Consider the following 16,087-nt stretch of genomic DNA (forward strand, 5'->3'; position numbering starts at 1 on the left):
ACGAGTGAGGGTAACGGAGCGGTGGGCAATGCCTTCGGCCAAGGCTGACGGTCCATCCTCCGGCAGCACGATGTTCATCCTCCGGCCGGATACGCCGCTGCAGGGAGCGCCCAGCCGCTGGTCAGCGCCGGATCCGGGGCAACAGCATGGTCGCCCCGCCGTCCCCACCGTCCCCACCGGGACCACCCGTACCGGGCGGGCCGTTGCGGCCGTCCAGGCCCGACCGGGCCGGGCGCAGCCTGCGGATCAGCAGCACCAGCAGGGCGATACCGACAGCGACCATGCCGATCCCGGCGGCCATCACCCCGGTGCCGATGCCGGGACCGTCGTCACCGGCCGGTCCGCCGGCCGAGCCGGCCGCAGCCAGCAGACTCTGGTCCGGCAGTACGGCCGGTGCGTCGCTCGGCTCCACGGCCGCGCTGTCGACCGTCGGTTCCGGGGTCGGTTCCAGGGTCGGCGACGGGGTCGGCGGACCCGGCTGGTACGTGCCGGCGAGCCGACCGCCGACCCGCTTCGCCCCGGCTTCCCGACCGAGCAGCACCCCACCGGCGGTGTACGCCTCACCGACGATGTGCGCGACTCCGGCCGGCGCACCGGCCCGGAACGCCATCCGGTAGCGGACCGAGCGGCTCTTGCCCTTGCACAGCTCGTCCTTTTCCGGCGCGGTGTGCTCGGTCAGCAGCAGCCCGTCGCCGTTGTCCCACAGCGGCACGGTTACCCAGTCGTCGTCGATCCGGGCCTGCACGCCGACCTGGTCGGGGGTGACACCGGGCAGCCGGATCGCCAGCGCGGTACGCACCGCCACGCACCCGTCGGTGCGTCTGGTCACCTTCACGGTCACCCCACCGGCCTTCTCGCCGGCGGTGAACTTGCTCGGCAGGCCGATCCGCACCCGCTCGTCCTGGCCGTACGCGGGGCCTGCGGCGAGTGCCGCTGTGCCGACGGTCAGCGCGAGCACCGTCGCCAGTCGAGCCGTGCCACGCCGTACCGACATCTCCGCCTCGCCTTCCGCGTCGCCGGCACCCGCGCTTCGGACGCCACCGCGCGACAGGCTACCGCGCGGTGGCTACGCGGCCGGACCGCGCAGCGCGCCGCCCCGGACATCGGCGACGAACCGCCCGAAGTCCGTCGCGGTGAAGGCGAGCACCGGGCTGGCCGGGTCCTTGGAGTCCCGTACGCCGACGGTCCCGCCGACGACGGCGACCTCGACGCAGCTGCCGTTGCCGCTGCTGTAGCTGCTCTTGCGCCAGCCCGCCCCGGTGAAATCTGCTGTGGACATGCGGTGCTCCTTGTCAGCGACGCGTCAGGTCAGCCCGTCGGCGACCTCGGCGATGAACGCCCGGGAGTCGTCGCAGCCGAGCGCATCCGCCCGCAGGTCGTCGAAGACAAGGTTATAGCGGGCGACGCCGGCCGGCTTCTCCACGTAGAGGTCGCCGGCCTCGTTCTCGACGTAGGCCACGTCGGCGTCGGCGGTCTCCGGGAAGGTCAGCACGGTGAACGGCCCGGTGTTGCAGGCATACGCGCCCTGAGCGAACGGCAGGACCTGCAGTCGTACAGTCGGCAAGGTGGACAGCTCGACCAGGTGACGCAGCTGCCGGTGCATCAGCTCCGGCCCACCGACCAACCGGCGCAGCACCGCCTCGTCGAGCACCGCCCACAGCCGCACCGGGTCGGTCTCGCGGGTCAGCACCCGCTGCCGGGCCATCCGGACGCCGACCTTCTCCTCGATGGTCTCGGCGCTGTGGCCGGGCAGGGTCTTGCGGATGACCGTCCGGGCGTACTCCTCGATCTGCACCAGACCGGGCAGCACGGACGGCTCGAACCAGCGCAGCTCGGCGGCGTCGTTCTCCAGCGCGATCAGCGTGGAGTATTCCCAGGTGAGACGTTCGCTGTACTCCTGCCACCAGCCGGTCTCCTGCGCCTGGCGGGCCAGGGCAACCAGCCGCTGCCGCTCGGGTCCCTCGATGCCGTAGACATCGAGCAGCTCGTGGACGGTGCCGGGCGAGATCCTGACCCGGGCCGTCTCGATCCGGCTGATCCGGGCGGTCGAGCAGCGCAGCTCGGTGGCGACCTGCTCGGCGAGCAGGCCGGATGTCTCCCGCAGGGCGCGCAACTCGCGACCGAGCTGCCGGCGTCGCACCGTCGGCGGCGATCCGACGACCATCAGGCACCTCCTTGACATTGATGCATGGACGCCAGTCTCGCTTACCGAAAGCGCGACGTCAGCTACCAGTAGTTCAGATGGTGCAATTCAATGCACTTGCATGGCTGGTGACCACAGAACACGATGACATCACCACACGTCACTGCGTACCGAATCGAGGACGACTGTGAGCGACCAGACCCGCACGGCAACCACCGCGATCCGTCTGGAGGCGGTCCTGCTCGACCGGGCACCGAAGGTGTTCGCCCTGTGCCGCTTCGACGACGACTACGACGAGTTGCCCGACGCGGACGAAACGGTCGACACCGGCGAAGCGGTCGACGACGTCGTCGGCTGGGCGTTCGCCATGCCGGACGGCAAGGTGCTGATCGTGCACAGCGACGGCAGCCGCGACGGAATGACCTGGTGCAACGACATCGAGTCGGCGAGTCGGTTCTGGGCACCGCTGATCGGCGCCGACCTGCTGGCCGTCGCCTAACCTGCGAGGTGCCAGGTCAGAGGTCGAGTCCGGTGAGGACCATCACCCGGGGATCGGTGTAGTCGTCCATCGCGCTGCGGACTCCTTCGCGGCCCACACCGCTGCCCTTGACCCCGCCGTACGGCATCTGGTCGGCCCGGTACGACGGCACGTCACCGACGATCACCCCGCCGACGGCGAGCGTGCGGTGCGCGGTGAACGCAGTCTGCAGGTTGTGGGTGAACACGCCGGCCTGCAGCCCGTACGCCGAGTCATTGACCGCCGCGAACCCGGCCTCGTCGTTCTCCACCCGGTCCACGACGAGCACCGGGCCGAAGACCTCCTCGGTCAGCACCTTCGCGCCGGCCGGCACCCCGGTCAGCACCGTCGGCGGGTACGTCGCGCCGTCGCGTCGGCCGCCGACCTCGATCGTCGCCCCGGCGGCCACCGCCTCCTCCACCCACGACTCGACGCGTATCGCGGCGTCCTCGCTGATCAGCGGCCCAACGTCGGTGGCATCGTCGGCCGGGTCACCGGCCCGCAGCGCCTGTACGGCGGCGACGAGCCGGGGCAGGAAGCCGTCGTAGAGCCATTCGTGCACGTACACCCGTTGCACCGCGATGCAGCTCTGCCCGGCCTGATAGTTCGAGAAGGTGGCGATTCGCTGTGCCGCCCGGGTCAGCTCCTCGTCGCCGGTCCAGTCCTCGCAGATCACCGCTGCGGCGTTACCGCCCAGCTCCAGGGTGACGTGCTTGTCCGGCACTGATCGGCGGATCAGCGCGCCGACCGGCCCGGAGCCGGTGAACGACACCACCGGCAGGCGCGGGTCGGCGACCAGGTCGCCGGCCCTGTCGTTCGGCACCGGCAGCACCGAGACCATGCCGGCCGGCAGGCCGGTGCCTGATCCGGCGGGCGCTCCGGTGTGTGGGCCGTGCGGCTCGGTGACCTCGGCGATCAAGTCGCCGAGCAGCAGCGCGGTCAACGGGGTCGCCGGCGCCGGCTTGACGATGATCGGCGCGCCGACCGCGATCGCCGGGGCGACCTTGTGCGCCACCAGGTTCAGCGGAAAGTTGAACGGCGAGATGCCCAGCACCGGCCCGCGCGGCACCCGCCGGACCACCGCCATCCGGCCGGCGGCGGCCGGGTCGGTGTCCAGGCGCTGCAGGTCACCGGAGAACCGCCGGGCCTCCTCGGCCGCCCAGCGGAATGTGGAGACGGCGCGCGCCACCTCGGCGCGCGCCCACTTGATCGGTTTGCCGTTCTCGGCGGTGATCAGCCGGGCGATCTCGTCGGCCCGCTGCGCGAGTCGGGCGCTGATGTGGTCCAGTGCGGCCGCCCTGCGGTACGCCGGCAGTGCGGCGGCCACCGGCGCGACCCGGTGCGCGGCGGCGACCGCCCGCTCGACCTGGTCGGGCGTGGCGTAGCTGGTTCGTCCGACGAGCCGACCGTCGTACGGGTGGTGCACGGCCAGTGGCGCGTCACCGTGCGCCGGTTCGCCAGCCAGCCAGAACGGCGTACGCGGGGTCGGGTCGGGGTGATCCATCCGGCCAGCCTAAAGCCAGTGACCGAGGCACTCGATGGCCTTGACAACGCACAACCGATCGGTTGTATATTGGCGTGGTGATCGAGGAGAGCGCGGACCGGGCGGACGCCATGTTCCACGCGCTCGCCGACCGCACCCGGCGCGACATCCTGCGCCGGGTGCTGGCCGGGGAGCACTCCGTCTCAGCGCTCGCCGCCAAGTACGACATGAGCTTCGCCGCCGTACAGAAACACGTCGCTGTGCTGGAGAAGGCCGGTTTACTGATCAAACGACGTAGTGGTCGCGAGCAGCTGGCCAGCGGCGACGTGCAGGCGGTGCGCTCGGCGGCAGCCATGCTCGCCGAGCTCGAACACATCTGGCGTGGCCGCATCGCACGCATCGACGCGCTGCTCGCAGCCGACCCCGATGGGTCGCAACCGATCCCGACGAAAGGACCGAACAGTGCCCGTGACCGACGTCCAGCAGGACCTTGACAACCGGACCCTGACCATCACCGCGGACTTCGCCGCGCCGGTGGAGCGGGTCTGGCAGGTCTACGCCGACCCTCGCCAACTGGAGAAGGTGTGGGGACCGCCGACGTACCCGGCGACCGTGGTCGACCACGACCTCACGCCCGGCGGACGCGTGACCTATTACATGACCGGCCCGGAGGGCGACAAGCACGCCGGGTACTGGCTGATCACCGCCGTGGACGAGCCGACGAGTTTTTCCTTCGAGGATGGCTTCGCGGACATGGACTTCAAGCCGCTGTCGGAGATGCCGACCTCCCGCAACACGTACACATTCGCCGAGCACAACGGCGGCACCCGGGCGACCTACGTGGGCAAGTACGAGTCCGCCGAGGCCCTGCAACAGGTGCTGGACATGGGCATGGTGGAGGGCTCCACCTCGGCGATCAACCAGATCGACGAGCTACTCGCCCCCGCTCCTTGATCAAAAAGCGCTGCTGCGAGAAGCGCTCCGATTTCAGCATCCACGGCAATTCACCCGGTGGTCTACTTCCACGCTGGACTATCAGTCGGTGTCGTTAGAAGATGAACCTCGTTAAACCCGCTGCCACTTCTGGGTATTCGAGGTGATAATCATGAGTGAACTCACGACAGAGCTTCGGCGACTCCGACTGACCCGGCGCATGAACCAGACGCAGCTGGCAAAGGCGCTCCGCGTGTCGAAGTCGCTGATAGCCAGCTTCGAGACCGGTCGGCTGGTGCCGAAGGAGGACACCGCACAGGCGCTCGACGAGGTGCTGAACTCCGGTGACAAGATCCAGCAACTGGCCGACGAGGCACGCGGAGACCGCCAGCCCTGGCTGCGTCCGTGGGCCGAACACGAACGGCGGGCCGCGTTGCTGCGCTGCTGGGAGTTGTCGATCATCCCAGGGCTGCTGCAACGCGAGCCCTACATGCGTGAGCTGTTCGCCGCCTCACCCTGGAGCAAGAGCAAGGTCGACGATCTTATTCGGATCCGGCTCGGCCGGCAGGCGGCGGTGTTCACCCGTGACGAGCCGGTCGAGCTGTCCTGCCTGATCGGCGAAGCCGCTCTGCACCAGGGGTCCCGTGAGGTTCTCAAGGATCAGCTCGGCTACCTGGTCGACGCCAGCCACCAGTCGAACGTCCGGATACGGGTGGTGCCCGACCGCAACATCGGCCTCAACCCAGGTCTAAACGGACCACTTTCGCTGGCCACCCTGGGCGACGGCCGCCGGATCGCCTACCTGGACGACCAGCTGCGCGGCAGGATGGCGAGCACGGCAGCCGACGTCATCGAACTGGAATGGGTCTGGGAAGCCATTAACGAGCTCTCGTTATCGACTACCCAGAGCCGGGACCTGATCCTAAGGTTGATTGATGAACACAACTGACCCTTCATGGCGGAAATCCACCAGGTCAAGCGGCGTGAGCAACTGTGTCGAGGTGGCCGACAACCTGCCCGGCCGGGTCCTGGTCCGGGACACCAAGGACCTCGACGGCGCCACCCTCGCGTTCGCCCCGTCTGCCTGGCGCTCTTTCGTCGCGCTGGCCAAGCACCACCACTGACCCAGCCGCTCACCCGCCGGACACCGTCGGGGCGCCGGCCCTGCCAACCAGGGCCGGCGCTTCATCTCGGTCAGGCCGGCCCGGTCCCCCTCGACGGGCCGTGGGCCCGCACCCAGCATCAGGTCGGTCGGCTACGCCGATGACGTGGATCAGGGGCATTGAGTGTTCGACAGACGGCCACCCCGCCGCCACACCCGTCCGGCCGGTGACCCTGGACGAACAACCGAGTCTGCTGGACGCCTTGGCGATGGTGTCGAATCCCCGCAGCCCACGCGGGCTACGCTATTCGCTGGCCGGGCTACTCACCGTCGCGGTATGCGCGGTGATGGCCGGCGCATCGAGCATGACCGCGATCGCGGCCTGGCTACACGATCTCGGCGACATCACCCAGGCCCGACTCGGCTTCGTCCGCCGGGCGCCCGCCACGGCCACGGTATGGCGGCTACGCCACCCGTGCCAGCCGCGCCCTGGTCGGCTCCCGGTTGTGGGTTCCCACCGCGCACCTCGACGCCGGCGTACCCGTGCGGTGGTGCACCGCCGACGCGTCTACGACCGGGACCGGCGACTACGCGGCCTGCCAGACCCGGGGAATCGGCTGCAGGCCTCAGCGTGCCGTGCTTGTCCCGGATCACTCCGCCCAGCTGGAGGACGAGGACGAAGGCCCGCGCCGGAACGGCGGCCGCGGCCCTGAGCACCGACACCGCCTGGCAGGCCAGGTCCTGCGGGGAGGGCTCCAAAGGCGACCGCTGCTAAGCGTGGGCGTGGATCGCCGCCGCCGGCCTCGCCACTACCTGCTCGTGCGCCGGAGCCTGGCCGAACCCCAACGACCTGACCTACTTTATTCCGCTGAGTACCCGAACACCTCCCGGCGGCCCTGACCGCGCCGGTACAGGTGACCGGCCGCGGTGGACGATCGACAAGGACCACGGGTTCGGCAGGCTGTCTGGAACTCTCGGCGCCAAGTAGCCACCCAGGGCAACGAAGTCACCACAGAGAGGAGTAACAATGCGTGGCGGAGCAATCAGGGCGGTGGTTGCGGCGGTTGTGACTGCGGTGCTGGCGGTCACCGCCAGTTCGGCGGCCGCGCACGCAGCGACCGAGGACAGGACCCCGGTACCAATCTCGGTGGCCTTGTCCCAGTCAAAGTCGCTGGCAGTGACACCCTTCGCGATCAAGAACAAGAATTCCTCCAAGTACCTACAGGCAAGTAGTACGGCCAACAACGCCATTGTTCGCCAGCAGCTCGCCGGCCCAAATGCTCTCCAAGGCTGGGTCCTTGTCAACACACTACCTTCTGGAACTACGGCGTAGACCGGAACATGGGAACCTCAGGCGCCAGCACCGCCTCCAACACGTCCGCAGTCATCGTCAACGGATCCTCCAGCTTCGACCAAGACTGGGTCATTTCCGCGATCGATAGTACGTTCTTCAACCTCAGAAACCGCAAGAACACCTCAATGTGCTTGGGAATCGACGGCGCCAGCACCGCCGCCGGCGCGAGGGCTGCCATCTACGCCTGCGCCAGCGCAGCCAATCAGACGTGGTCATTCACCAACTTCTGACTGAGGCCATCTATCTGGTCCGGCCGAGCAGACTGGCTCGGCTCGGCTCGGCCGGACCGGGCACCAGGGGACCCTTGATACAAAGCCCATGGCAGAAGTTGCTCATAGTTTGAGCCGAAGCTTTGATCGTTGTGGCAGCGCGACGAGGCGGGACGGCGCTCCGGCCACGGGTTACCCACGGGTTATGACGCCAGTTGTGATGATCAGTTGCGGTGGGACGTAATCGATGTGGCGGTTGTCTCGCACATCGTGGGTTCGAAACGGTCAGACGGGAAGTTGCCGGCACAAGTGCCTGCGCCAGCGCAGCCAATCAGACGTGGTCATTCACCAACTTCTGACTGAGGCCATCTATCTGGTCCGGCCGAGCAGACTGGCTCGGCTCGGCTCGGCCGGACCGGGCACCAGGGGACCCTTGATACAAAGCCCATGGCAGAAGTTGCTCATAGTTTGAGCCGAAGCTTTGATCGTTGTGGCAGCGCGACGAGGCGGGACGGCGCTCCGGCCACGGGTTACCCACGGGTTATGACGCCAGTTGTGATGATCAGTTGCGGTGGGACGTAATCGATGTGGCGGTTGTCTCGCACATCGTGGGTTCGAAACGGTCAGACGGGAAGTTGCCGGCACAAGTGTTGGTGAATCTGACTACGGGGGTTAGCCTGTTCCGATCACGACTACACCGAAGGTCGGTGTGGAAGCAGGACCTAGACGAGTAGTTCCGAAGTCAGAGGTCGATGTCCGGGCATGAGGAGAGGGCATCCAAGATCATGTTGTGACGCAAAACCTGGACACCCTCTTGACCGCACTGTACGTGAAGATCGACGACAGCATCCGCACGCCCCGGTGGCGCGGCAGACCACCACTGCTGACCGACTCCGAACTGGTCTGCCTGGCCGTGGCCCAGGTCCTGCTCGGCGCCCGTTCCGAAGCCCACTGGATCCGCTACGCCCGCGTCCACCTGGCCGGCATGTTCCCCTACCTACCGCAGCGGCCCGGCTACAACAAACGGCTCCGCGCCGCCCTCCCACTGATCCAGAAGACGATCCGGAACCTGGCCCGCGACAGCGACTTCTGGTTCGACAACCACTGGATCGTCGACTCCACCCCGGTGCCGTGCGGCATGTCCCGCCCCACCGTGCAACGCTCGGACCTGGCCGGCTGGGCCGGATACGGCTACTGCGCCTCCCACTCCCGGTTCCTCTGGGGACTGCGCCTATACCTGGCCTGCACCCCGACCGGGATGCCGATCCTGTGGGCCCTGGCCAACCCGAAGATCGGCGAGCGGAAGGTCCTCACCGCGATGCTGCAGGTCGAGGCCGGTGTCGTCGCAGAACACGACGGCATCCTGCTGATCAGCGACAAGGGCTTCGCGTCCAAGGTGTTCGAGCGGAACCTCTCCGACCAGGGCATCACCCTGCTACGCCCATCCCGCAAGAAGGAGAAGGCCCGCTACGGCGAACCGCTGCTCAGCTCAGGAAGGTCCGCCAGTTGATCGAGTCGGTCAACGACACCCTCAAAGGCCAACTCGACCTGGAACAACACGGCGGACGGACCTTCACCGGCGTCGCCGTACGCGTCGCCCAACGCCTCCTCGCCATGGCCGCCGCGATCTGGCACAACAACAAGACCGGCGCACCCGTCACCCGGTCCCTGATCGCCTACGACCACTGACCGGACTTCGGAACAACTCGTCTAGTGATCCCCCACAGGCCGACTTCAAGATGGCGCGTTCCACCTGTCCGCTGCGGGAACACGGGGTGGATCTCCTCGACATCCTACGGCCCGTCACTCCCGTCCAGACCCAGCCGCCGGCTCGAGCCAGATGCGTACAATGTGATAGCCTGCGTCGATGAGCTCGACGTCGGAGCGTGCAGCATCTGGACTTGGTCACGTTGATCGCGTCGCCGACTACTACGACGACAACACGCGTCGGTTCCTTTTGGTTGCCGAGAGCCCAGGCAGTGACGCAATACACCGTGGGGTATGGACGCCGGATGTCACGAAAGTGACTCAGGCTGTGGACACCGTAAACCGCCTAATGATCGAGCGCTTGCGCGGGCAGACTCCTTCGGTAAACGCAAGGGTGCTTGACCTTGGCTGTGGCGTCGGTGGGACGATGGTGCGCTTGGCCCGCGAGGTGGACGGGATCATTTCTGGCGTGACCATCAGCCGAGTGCAGGCCGAGATCGCAGCGAAACGGTTCGCCCGCGAAGGACTGAGCGACCGCTGTCACGTATTCTGTGCTGATTTTGCCGAACTGCCCGCAGAACCACACTACGACGCCATGGTCGCCGTTGAGGCAGTCGTCCACTCGCCGTCGCTGGAGAGCCTACTCCCGTCCCTGGCTGAGCGGCTGCGCCCTGGAGGTCGCCTTATCTTGTGCGACGACTGGATGACCGACAAGGATCGTGGGCTCGCCGCTCGTAAACTCTGTCTCGACCAGTTCCGCGCCGGGTGGCGTATCGGAAGTTTGCATACTGTGGCAGAGTTGGTAGCCATGTCCGGACGCGCCGGCTTACACCTGGTCGAGGACAAAGATCTTACTGAATATTTGCGTCTCGGGCGGCCACGCGACCGCGTGGTCAAGATGGCCGTCGGCGCCACAGCCGCAGTTCCACGGCTTCGCAACCGTCTTGTTGAGATCCCCTTCTGGGCCAACATGATTGGCGGGTCGGCGCTGCAAGTTGGATTGTCGCGGCGTTGGCTGGAGTACCATTTCATCGTGCTTGAAAAGGCATGAGGCAGACCACATCTTCTTCTTCTCTCGACACCTTGGCCGCTACCTGCGCCTGACAACGGGATTGGGACGCGACTGGCGAGCCACCGCCGCATGACGGCCTTCGACCTGCATCGCTTCGAGATTGCGACGGTCGATCGACTGAATTCGCCGGCTCCGGAGCCGCCGCCAGCGGGACGAACGGCAGCGCGGTCGGGATCGTAGGCCATATGGGTGGGACCTGCATCTGGCAGGTGTGGCTGGTCGGCCAAAACGGTCAGGCAGCCTGCTGATCGGCAGAGTGTGCGGGCATCGAGATCGTGGATGGGATGGTCCTCGTGAGTCCGAGTGCCTTCAATCGGCACAATCGCCTTGCCAGGCTGCTGGCGAACGCTCTGGATGGTGCCGCCGGGCCGGATTGGAACACTGACACCGACTTCGATGTTCGGCTCCAGGCCATGCCGCTGAACAACCGTCGTCCCGATGTGACGGTTTACCGGGCGGACACCATCGACGTCACCCCGACCCGCCCCGAGCGTGTGCTGCTGGTGGTCGAGGTGGTCTCCCCCGGATCGGAAACGACCGACCGGATCGTCAAGGCTGACCAGTACGCCCAATGCTGTTAACTTTATGGGTCTTGGCTGGTGGTGACCCAGAGCCTGATCTTCGTGCGGGGTGGTAGCGGCTTCTTGTACTCGTCTTTCTGGCGTGGGTAGCGGCGGCCGGGTTGGCGCTGCTCGCGGGCGAAGCTGCGTGGCCGGCGTTCGGCGGGAAGCAGGTTACGCGGGTCGGTGATCTCGTAGATGACGTCGTGGACGAGCTCAGCCAGTCGTTCGGGGGGAAAACGCCGCGTCGTCACTGACGTGACGGGCGACGGCATCGCGGGCGCGGGTGAACGATATCCGGTCCGGGTCCAGGCCGGCCTGTTCCGCGCCGGCCACGATCAGATGCCGGATGGCCTGGTAGAGACAGAGCAGCCCGTACACCTCCTGGCGGACGAGGTCGGGTTTACGGGAACGGAGCACGACGTCGGCTCCGCCGCGTAGCCGGGTCTCGACCTCTCCGATGGCGGTCTCGATCCGCCACCGGTCGCGGTAGAGGTCGGGAAAGTCCCCCAGCGGATAGGCCCGCTCATCGAGCAGGGTCGTGACCAGGCAGAACAGTTCGCTGACCTCGTACTCGCCGTGCTGGTCGGGTTCGGTCTCGACGGTGTACTCGATCACCCGTACCTCGATACCGGGAATCTCGGCCGGCGGGACCTTCCGCCGCCGTAGCCGGCGCGCCGCGACCGGATCGGCGATCCGCGAGATCCAGGAGCCGTCCGCCAGCCGGCGCAACACCGGCAGGTCCACCCCCGCCTTGACCCGAAACACCGCGTGCGCGCCGGTCGCGGCGATCGCCCCCAGGTCCTCGTACGACAGGAAGTTACGGTCACCGACCACCACATCGGTGGACCCGAGCAGCGGCCACAGCGTCCGGGCCAGCGGCTGCTCGCCCTCACCCAGACCACCGAGCGCCACCCCCCGCAGGCAACGGGTACCCGTCTCGGCCAACGCCACCACCCGTACCTGCGGATACCCCACCGGGCCCTGCCCGTTGGACGGCGACCCGAACGCGGCCACGTTCTCCGGCGTCCTCGCCACGTTCAGGCAGAACCCGTCGACAGCCACCTTCCGCAACCCGTGGAAGTACCCCCACGGCGCCTGTTCCGGCCCCACCACCGACCCGCCGAACGAGGTCTCCAACACCCCTTCCAGCACCTCCGGACCCAACCGCCCCCGAGCCTTCGTCAACGCCGCCGCCGTCGGCTGCATCCCCACCTCACGACGCGTCCGGTACCGCCCGGCCCACGACAACCCCGACAACAGCCTGTTCCACACCTCCACATACGCGCTGTCCATGAACAACACACACGCGATCACGTAGTAGACGACCAACCGAGCCGGCAACAACCGGGACCGCTGCTCCCGCGCGTCCCACCGCTCCACCACCAGATCGACCACCTCCGGCGGAAACGCCGCGGTCAACACCCCCACACCCACCAGATCCGGCAACCGAACCCGCGACTCCTCCGCGACCCGCTCCTCAACCCTCGCCACGACCAGCGATCATAACCCCACCCACACTAAGTTAACAGCATTGCCAGTACGCCAGGGTTGGCATCCAGTTCTACTGGCCGACCGCTCCCATGCCTGCGTTGTTGATCAGCAGGTCGATCTCGACACTCGGCGCGGTCGGACAGATCAGCGGCGAGTACGACGATCTGGGACTGGTGGGTCCGCCGCAGTGTCGCGGCGAGCTTCTCCAGCGCTTCGGTCGAACGGGCGACGAGGACGAGGGCGGCTCCGCGGGATGCGAAATCCTGCGGCCGGCCCCGCTAAGACCGCATCTCATTTGGGGTTGCTGTAGCGCGGGGTGATTCGTTGGGTCGGTATGGGTGATGTGGAGAAGTACTGCCCGGACTCGTTGTGGCACCTCGCGCAGCCGTTGCTGCCCGAGCATCCGAAACGCCATCAGGGCGGCGGCCGGCGACGCATCGACGACCGGACCACGCTGGCGGCGATCCTGTACGTCCTGGACTCCGGCTGCGCCTGGGACGAACTACCGGAGTCGTTCCCGATCTCGTCGAAGACCGCGCACCGCCGGTTCACCGAGTGGGTCGCTCAGGGAGTCATGGCCGCGTTCCACCAGGCGACCCTCGACGTACTCGGCGCCGCCGGCCGCGTGGACTGGTCACGGGCCAGCATCGACGCCATGCACGTACGGGCGGTAAAAGGGGGGACCTGACCGGACCCAGCCCAGTGGACCGAGGCAAGCCAGGCTCCAAGATCCACGCGGTCAGCGACCGCAACGGTATCCCGCTGCACGCCGACATCTCCGCCGCGAACGTCAACGACCAACAGTTCCTCGAGGAGATGGTCGACGCCATCACACCGGTGCGTCAGCCGGTCGGCCGGCCTCGCCGACGGCCCGTGAAGCCGCACGCGGACAAGGGCTACGACTACCGCCACTGCCGGGACACCCTCGCCCGACGGGGCATCAGGGCACGCATCGCCCGCAAGGGCATCGAGTCCTCGAAACGGCTCGGCCGCCACCGCTACGTTGTCGAACGCTGTCTGGAGTGGATCACCCGGTTCCGGCGCCTCGCCCGCCGCTACGAACGCAAGGCTTCCCACTTCCTCGGATTCGTACAGCTCGCCTGCGCTGTCATCTGCTACCGCCGAGCAGCCCGTCTCAACCTGTTGACCAGCGACAACCCCAAATGAGATGCGGTCTAAGCGTCGTCGTCGCCATCGCGCAGGGAGCGGACCATCCGCCGCAGGATCCGCAACGCCTCCGACTGCTCGGTCTCGGTCAACCCGGCCAGCATCTTGACCTCGACCGACCGGACCGCGACGGTCGCCTTTTCGAGACTCTGCCGACCCAGAGGCGTGAGCCGCGTGGGCAGCACCTTCCCGACGGGCGCTTCCGCCGGTCTGGTCACGTAGCCCTCTCGCTCCAGCGCCTGGAGCAGCACGTTCATTGACTGCCGGGTCACGAAGGCGCCCCGCGCGAGCTCGGAGTTCGACAGGCCTGGCCGTTGCGCCAGCAACTCCAGGCACGAGTAACGCGTCACGCTCATCCCGAGTGGTCGCAGCACCTCCTCCATGGCCATCCGGAGCGCGCTCGACGCCTCCTTCAGCAGATAGCCCAGCGATGTCTCCAGGTCGACGCCCTGCCCACTGCCCCGCCCGCCTTGACTCATGTCAGCATCCTGACATACATTGCGCCATGTCAGGAACCTGACACGACCGGAGGAGACCATCATGCCCGTCACCGGCCCCGACTTCATCTCGCTGCAGGCACGCGACCTCGACGCCTCGCGGGCGTTCTACGAGCAGTACCTCGGGCTCGTACGCTCGCCGGCCGGGCCTGCACACGCCGTCGTTTTCGAAACCAAGCCCATCGCGTTCGCGCTGCGCGAGATCGTCCCCGGCACCGACCTCGGATCCGTTGCTCAGCCGGGCATCGGTGCAGCCATCTGGCTCCACGCCACAGACGTGCAGGACATTCACGATGCTCTCGTCGCCGACGGTCACACCATCGTCTCCGCGCCGATCGACGGCCCCTTCGGTCGGACCTTCACCTTCGCCGACCCCGACGGCTACCAGGTCACTCTGCACGACCGCGCCTGACGAGCCCCGGACCCCATGATGCGTCCGACGACCTGATGCCTCAGGTGCATCTTGATGCACCTGAGGCATCAAGCTCAACGAGTACCCACCGGCTGACGTGCTCGATCCCGTCCTGCGGTATCAGCAGGTCGCCGCCGGTGTCGGGTCTGCGCCGATGACCGCCGCAACCTCGGCCGGCAACGGATAGACCCGCTCGGCCGGCAGTAGGGCACCAGCACCCGCGTCATCACCAGCGGAAAGCCGCTCCCGCACAGCATGTGCCAGCCCGGTCACCTCGGTGATGGCGACGGTCCACTCGTCGACGTAGCGGTCGACTGCTTCGCCGGACAGCCCCACCTGCAGCGACCGGTACGGCAGCGGCCCGAGCCGCAGCGACCGCTCAGGATCCCACTGCACCCGCACCGGTACATCATCCACAGGAACGACGGCTTGATCCACGTCATCCGGTCCCGCTTGAACGGGGCCACGAACCGCCCGTTCGCCAACGTCGGCACCGCGATCTCCGCCGGATACGCCTGGTACACGGTGACGGTGTCGGCGGTGTACCGAGCCCGGACCTGCCGATGACGACCCTCCACGCATGTGATCATCGCCGATGCAGCCGACGGTCATCCACCAGATTTCGCCCAGCATCCGCACGGCCGTAGAACGCTCCGCCTGCTAGGGGCTTACGCGCCGACGTCACTCAGAGCTGCGACAGCAGCGCTGCCGGTACGCACGTTTTACGCGTTGTACGCTGGTGTCGTGGTTGCGCGAGAGTACGGGTGGACTGAGGCCGGCAAGATCAGCGCGGCACGGCACGGCGTCTCCGAACGGGAGACGGTCGAAGCGCTCTACTCGCCGCAGCGGATCGAGAACCACATCGGGACACTCCTGCTGGCGGTAGCTGGCCTGGCTGACACAGCACGCGTGATCATGGTGCTGTGTGAGCGGGTGGGGAAGGTCAACAGCTACGCGATCCTGGCGGCTCGGCCTGCGACGCCGGAGGAGGTCAAGCAGTGGATGGAGGGGACACGATGAGTGCGAGCCGTGATCCGCGGACGATGAGCCGCGAAGAGCTGGTGGCGTATTTCGACCAGGGTGGCGACATCTCGGAGCTGCTACGCGACGCCTCCAGAGGCCCCGATCTTGGCCCTGCGCCGTCACCGGAGAGCGTACCCATGATCGTTACCGGAGTCCGCCTCTCCGCGACGGCCGTGCGGCGGCTGGACGAACTCGCCGGCAACGACAAGGGAGGCCGGTCGGGGCTCATTCGTCAGGCGATCGACGAGTTCCTCGCCCGACACGCCGACGAAGCGGCGTGAGACACGCTGACGAGGCGGCACGGTCCAGCAACGCACGCACGGAAACAGTTGCCGTACCTCTTGTCTGCTGCGATTTCGGTCGCGAAGATGGCTCCTAGCTGGCGGATACCTCATCCTGCCTGATCCAGGCCGA

20 protein-coding genes and 2 pseudogenes are annotated in these 16,087 nt (G+C 67.3%); 14 read left to right on the forward strand and 8 right to left on the reverse strand.

Annotated features, from left to right (window positions below):
* Positions 1-121 precede the first annotated feature (121 nt).
* The 3 genes from O7610_RS16945 to O7610_RS16955 all read right to left on the reverse strand — a co-directional run bounded on the left by O7610_RS16945 (position 122) and on the right by O7610_RS16955 (position 2,164).
* Positions 122-994 (reverse strand): hypothetical protein, encoded by an 873-nt coding sequence (locus tag O7610_RS16945; protein ID WP_281551712.1) that lies wholly within the window; start codon positions 992-994, stop codon positions 122-124.
* 72 nt (positions 995-1,066) lie between these two features.
* On the reverse strand, positions 1,067-1,279 hold the full coding sequence (locus O7610_RS16950; RefSeq protein ID WP_281551713.1) for a DUF397 domain-containing protein: 213 nt from the start codon (positions 1,277-1,279) through the stop codon (positions 1,067-1,069).
* A gap of 24 nt (positions 1,280-1,303) precedes the next feature.
* On the reverse strand, positions 1,304-2,164 hold the full coding sequence (locus O7610_RS16955; protein WP_281551714.1) for a helix-turn-helix domain-containing protein: 861 nt from the start codon (positions 2,162-2,164) through the stop codon (positions 1,304-1,306).
* A gap of 166 nt (positions 2,165-2,330) precedes the next feature.
* Here O7610_RS16955 and O7610_RS16960 point away from each other — a divergent pair, with 166 nt between their 5' ends.
* Positions 2,331-2,642 (forward strand): hypothetical protein, encoded by a 312-nt coding sequence (locus O7610_RS16960; RefSeq protein WP_281551715.1) that lies wholly within the window; start codon positions 2,331-2,333, stop codon positions 2,640-2,642.
* A 16-nt stretch (positions 2,643-2,658) separates the two neighbouring features.
* On the opposite strand, the gene O7610_RS16965 is transcribed toward O7610_RS16960, so the two are convergent.
* Positions 2,659-4,164 carry an aldehyde dehydrogenase family protein gene (locus O7610_RS16965; RefSeq protein ID WP_289211345.1) on the reverse strand — a complete coding sequence of 502 codons (1,506 nt, stop codon included), beginning with the start codon at positions 4,162-4,164 and terminating at the stop codon, positions 2,659-2,661.
* Positions 4,165-4,241: 77 nt separating this feature from the next.
* Between O7610_RS16965 and O7610_RS16970 the strand changes: the two genes are divergently transcribed.
* The 9 genes and pseudogenes from O7610_RS16970 to O7610_RS17010 all read left to right on the forward strand — a co-directional run bounded on the left by O7610_RS16970 (position 4,242) and on the right by O7610_RS17010 (position 11,101).
* A complete protein-coding gene (locus O7610_RS16970; RefSeq protein ID WP_289211346.1) occupies positions 4,242-4,637 on the forward strand; it encodes an ArsR/SmtB family transcription factor in 396 nt (131 codons plus the stop codon).
* Positions 4,606-5,097, forward strand: a complete 492-nt coding sequence (locus O7610_RS16975) for an SRPBCC family protein (protein WP_289211347.1) — start codon at positions 4,606-4,608, stop codon at positions 5,095-5,097. The genes O7610_RS16970 and O7610_RS16975 overlap by 32 nt, the downstream gene beginning before the upstream one ends.
* A 151-nt stretch (positions 5,098-5,248) precedes the next feature.
* Positions 5,249-6,025 carry a helix-turn-helix domain-containing protein gene (locus O7610_RS16980; protein ID WP_289211348.1) on the forward strand — a complete coding sequence of 259 codons (777 nt, stop codon included), beginning with the start codon at positions 5,249-5,251 and terminating at the stop codon, positions 6,023-6,025.
* Positions 6,012-6,200: a DUF397 domain-containing protein gene (locus O7610_RS16985; RefSeq protein ID WP_289211349.1), complete on the forward strand. Its 189-nt coding sequence runs from the start codon at positions 6,012-6,014 to the stop codon at positions 6,198-6,200. The genes O7610_RS16980 and O7610_RS16985 overlap by 14 nt, the downstream gene beginning before the upstream one ends.
* Before the next feature lie 247 nt (positions 6,201-6,447).
* The gene (locus O7610_RS16990; RefSeq protein WP_289213636.1) at positions 6,448-6,891 is read left to right on the forward strand and encodes a transposase family protein; all 444 of its coding nucleotides are present in this window, start codon (positions 6,448-6,450) and stop codon (positions 6,889-6,891) included.
* Positions 6,892-7,519: 628 nt separating this feature from the next.
* Entirely contained in the window at positions 7,520-7,762 is a 243-nt protein-coding gene (locus tag O7610_RS16995) for an RICIN domain-containing protein (protein ID WP_289211350.1), read from the forward strand.
* A 769-nt stretch (positions 7,763-8,531) separates the two neighbouring features.
* Positions 8,532-9,430, forward strand: a pseudogene (locus tag O7610_RS17000) (IS982 family transposase).
* A 178-nt stretch (positions 9,431-9,608) separates the two neighbouring features.
* On the forward strand, positions 9,609-10,499 hold the full coding sequence (locus O7610_RS17005; protein WP_289211351.1) for an SAM-dependent methyltransferase: 891 nt from the start codon (positions 9,609-9,611) through the stop codon (positions 10,497-10,499).
* A 296-nt stretch (positions 10,500-10,795) separates the two neighbouring features.
* A complete protein-coding gene (locus O7610_RS17010) occupies positions 10,796-11,101 on the forward strand; it encodes a Uma2 family endonuclease (protein WP_289211352.1) in 306 nt (101 codons plus the stop codon).
* A 2-nt stretch (positions 11,102-11,103) separates the two neighbouring features.
* Here the strand turns inward: O7610_RS17010 and O7610_RS17015 are convergent, their stop codons facing one another.
* Complete coding sequence (locus tag O7610_RS17015; protein WP_281553180.1) at positions 11,104-11,334, reverse strand: hypothetical protein; 231 nt, start codon at positions 11,332-11,334, stop codon at positions 11,104-11,106.
* Positions 11,297-12,574: an IS4 family transposase gene (locus O7610_RS17020; protein WP_281553181.1), complete on the reverse strand. Its 1,278-nt coding sequence runs from the start codon at positions 12,572-12,574 to the stop codon at positions 11,297-11,299. Before O7610_RS17020 ends, O7610_RS17015 begins: the two co-directional genes overlap by 38 nt.
* A gap of 334 nt (positions 12,575-12,908) precedes the next feature.
* Between O7610_RS17020 and O7610_RS17025 the strand changes: the two genes are divergently transcribed.
* A protein-coding gene (locus O7610_RS17025) for an IS5 family transposase (protein ID WP_289211353.1) occupies positions 12,909-13,741 on the forward strand; the annotation gives its coding sequence in 2 pieces (ribosomal slippage) (positions 12,909-13,245 and positions 13,245-13,741; 834 coding nt in all).
* Positions 13,742-13,749: 8 nt separating this feature from the next.
* Here O7610_RS17025 and O7610_RS17030 read toward each other — a convergent pair.
* The gene (locus O7610_RS17030) at positions 13,750-14,220 is read right to left on the reverse strand and encodes a MarR family winged helix-turn-helix transcriptional regulator (protein ID WP_289211354.1); all 471 of its coding nucleotides are present in this window, start codon (positions 14,218-14,220) and stop codon (positions 13,750-13,752) included.
* A 61-nt stretch (positions 14,221-14,281) separates the two neighbouring features.
* On the opposite strand from O7610_RS17030, the gene O7610_RS17035 reads away from it, so the two are divergent.
* Positions 14,282-14,650, forward strand: coding sequence for a VOC family protein (locus O7610_RS17035; protein ID WP_278173945.1), 369 nt, complete (start codon positions 14,282-14,284; stop codon positions 14,648-14,650).
* 120 nt (positions 14,651-14,770) lie between these two features.
* Here O7610_RS17035 and O7610_RS17040 read toward each other — a convergent pair.
* Positions 14,771-15,240 (reverse strand): annotated as a pseudogene (locus O7610_RS17040) (DUF4291 family protein).
* On the opposite strand from O7610_RS17040, the gene O7610_RS17045 reads away from it, so the two are divergent.
* The gene (locus tag O7610_RS17045; protein WP_281551724.1) at positions 15,233-15,670 is read left to right on the forward strand and encodes a hypothetical protein; all 438 of its coding nucleotides are present in this window, start codon (positions 15,233-15,235) and stop codon (positions 15,668-15,670) included. The pseudogene O7610_RS17040 and the gene O7610_RS17045 overlap by 8 nt on opposite strands.
* Entirely contained in the window at positions 15,667-15,954 is a 288-nt protein-coding gene (locus O7610_RS17050; protein WP_289211355.1) for a ribbon-helix-helix domain-containing protein, read from the forward strand. Before O7610_RS17045 ends, O7610_RS17050 begins: the two co-directional genes overlap by 4 nt.
* Positions 15,955-16,087: the final 133 nt, after the last annotated feature.

Origin of the sequence: Solwaraspora sp. WMMA2065 (assembly GCF_030345075.1) — a bacterium.
In the GTDB taxonomy this organism is placed as follows: Bacteria; Actinomycetota; Actinomycetes; order Mycobacteriales; family Micromonosporaceae; genus Micromonospora_E.

Excerpts from the sequence above, each read along its gene's own strand:
- O7610_RS16955 (WP_281551714.1), bottom strand. The coding sequence starts at position 2,164 with ATGGTCGTCGGATCGCCGCCGACGGTGCGACGCCGGCAGCTCGGTCGC.
- O7610_RS17005 (WP_289211351.1), top strand. The coding sequence starts at position 9,609 with ATGAGCTCGACGTCGGAGCGTGCAGCATCTGGACTTGGTCACGTTGAT.
- O7610_RS17035 (WP_278173945.1), top strand. The coding sequence starts at position 14,282 with ATGCCCGTCACCGGCCCCGACTTCATCTCGCTGCAGGCACGCGACCTC.
- O7610_RS16980 (WP_289211348.1), top strand. The coding sequence starts at position 5,249 with ATGAGTGAACTCACGACAGAGCTTCGGCGACTCCGACTGACCCGGCGC.
- O7610_RS16995 (WP_289211350.1), top strand. The coding sequence starts at position 7,520 with ATGGGAACCTCAGGCGCCAGCACCGCCTCCAACACGTCCGCAGTCATC.
- O7610_RS17050 (WP_289211355.1), top strand. The coding sequence starts at position 15,667 with ATGAGTGCGAGCCGTGATCCGCGGACGATGAGCCGCGAAGAGCTGGTG.
- O7610_RS16945 (WP_281551712.1), bottom strand. The coding sequence starts at position 994 with ATGTCGGTACGGCGTGGCACGGCTCGACTGGCGACGGTGCTCGCGCTG.
- O7610_RS16950 (WP_281551713.1), bottom strand. The coding sequence starts at position 1,279 with ATGTCCACAGCAGATTTCACCGGGGCGGGCTGGCGCAAGAGCAGCTAC.
- O7610_RS17030 (WP_289211354.1), bottom strand. The coding sequence starts at position 14,220 with ATGAGTCAAGGCGGGCGGGGCAGTGGGCAGGGCGTCGACCTGGAGACA.
- O7610_RS16990 (WP_289213636.1), top strand. The coding sequence starts at position 6,448 with ATGGTGTCGAATCCCCGCAGCCCACGCGGGCTACGCTATTCGCTGGCC.
- O7610_RS16985 (WP_289211349.1), top strand. The coding sequence starts at position 6,012 with ATGAACACAACTGACCCTTCATGGCGGAAATCCACCAGGTCAAGCGGC.
- O7610_RS16965 (WP_289211345.1), bottom strand. The coding sequence starts at position 4,164 with ATGGATCACCCCGACCCGACCCCGCGTACGCCGTTCTGGCTGGCTGGC.